The 1,508-nt window shown below is 70.7% G+C and carries 1 protein-coding gene; it reads right to left on the reverse strand.

All coding sequences use genetic code 11. The annotated features are described in order from the left end of the window. A partial coding sequence (locus Mterra_RS22705) for an eCIS core domain-containing protein (protein WP_218023002.1) occupies positions 1-1,463 on the reverse strand: 1,463 nt, incomplete at its 3' end. Positions 1,464-1,508 lie beyond the last annotated feature (45 nt).

Consider the following 1,508-nt stretch of genomic DNA (forward strand, 5'->3'; position numbering starts at 1 on the left):
CCCGCCCCCTTGACCCCCTCCACCACGCGCTTAGCGGTAGGGTTCTTGGCGAGGGCGTCCAGCACGAACTCGCCCAGCTTCAAGACGCTATTCTTGGCTAACCCGAGGAAGCGGTTGATGGCGGCCATGACCGGGGCCTTGACCTTCTCGTTGAAGGCCCTGACCGGGCTCAGCAGGTCGCTGGGGCCCAGGGATCTCAGGCCATCCACGATGTTCTTGAAGGCTGGGCCCAGGTTGAGCTTGCCCAACTCGCCCTTGAACCAGTTCCATCCGCGGCTCACCGCCTCACCGGCCTTTTGCAGCCCCTCGAGGACGTTGCGGGCGAAGGGGGGAACCACGGGCAGGCCGAGCAGCTTGTTGAGGAAGGCGCCGGGCTGAACCTGCACGTTCTTTCCGCTGATGGGGTCGTGGCCCAGGGCCTGGGTCAGCTCCTTATAGCCGGGGAGGTTGGCGGCGAGGTCGGCGATTTTGTCCTTGACGAGGTCGAAGCCCGCGCCCACCGCATTCCCCGCCGCGTTGCCCACCTTCTTCAGGCCATCGGTGAGCCAGTTGCGCTGCACCGCCACCTCGCGGTTGGCGAAACGCTGGGCCACCGTGGGCTCGAGCCGAGGGGTAGCGTTTGGCGGCTCGATACGGGGGGTAGCTACTCGCGGCTCGATACGGGGGGTAGCTACTCGCGGCTCGAGCGGCTCGACGGGGGCAGTTTCGGGGCCCTTGTCGCACGGGACCGAAGCCGCGGGTGAGGCAGCCGGGGTAGGAGCCTCGAGGGCCTTTTGCAGGCTGCGCCACTCGCCCCGGCTGAGGAAGGTTCGCAAGGCACGTTCGACGGCGCTGCGGTCGTCGGGTTGGAGGCGCCGGAGTTCCGAGGCGATCGCTGGGCCGTCCTGGCGGGCCCGGTACTCGCGTATGAGGCGCTGGGTGGTGTCCTGCCAGCGCTCCCTGGCCCTGCTCCAGGGCTCGCGGGGCTGAGGCGCGGCGGCACGCCGGTCGAGCTTGGGGAGGGTCCGGGCTTTGGACTCGGCCTCCTGCTCGTAAGGGTCGGAAGGGCTCGAGAGCTTGACCCCGCCCCCGGTGGGCGTGCCGTCCACCGGCCCCCGGGCCTGCTGGAGCACGTGGACGGCCTCGTGGGCGATGAGCCGCTGCCCCGCCTCGCTTTCCGGGTCGTAGGCTCCTTTGCGGAAGAAGACGTCGGGGCCGCTGGTGAAGGCCTCGGCCCCCAGCGCCCCGGCCAGCGCGTCGGCCTCCTCGTCGGCGTGGATCACGATCTTGGGCAGGGGGCCGCCCAGGTGGCGCTCGAGGTGGGCCTGCAGGGCGGCGGGGAGGGGGCTGCCCTTGCCCTGCCGCTGCCGGATCCTTTCGCCAAGGTCGGGAGGAGCCTCCCCAGCCTCCTCGAGCCGACGCCGGTAGCGCTGGATTTCTAGGTGCAGCCACTCCCGCTGCAGGCGGGCCCTGCGGGGGGACACGGGAGGCGTGGCCCGGACGGGTTGGGGGGGCGGGCAGTCGGGGTC

The sequence above is a fragment of the Calidithermus terrae genome (genome assembly GCF_003574345.1).
GTDB classification, from domain to species: Bacteria; Deinococcota; Deinococci; order Deinococcales; family Thermaceae; genus Calidithermus; species Calidithermus chliarophilus.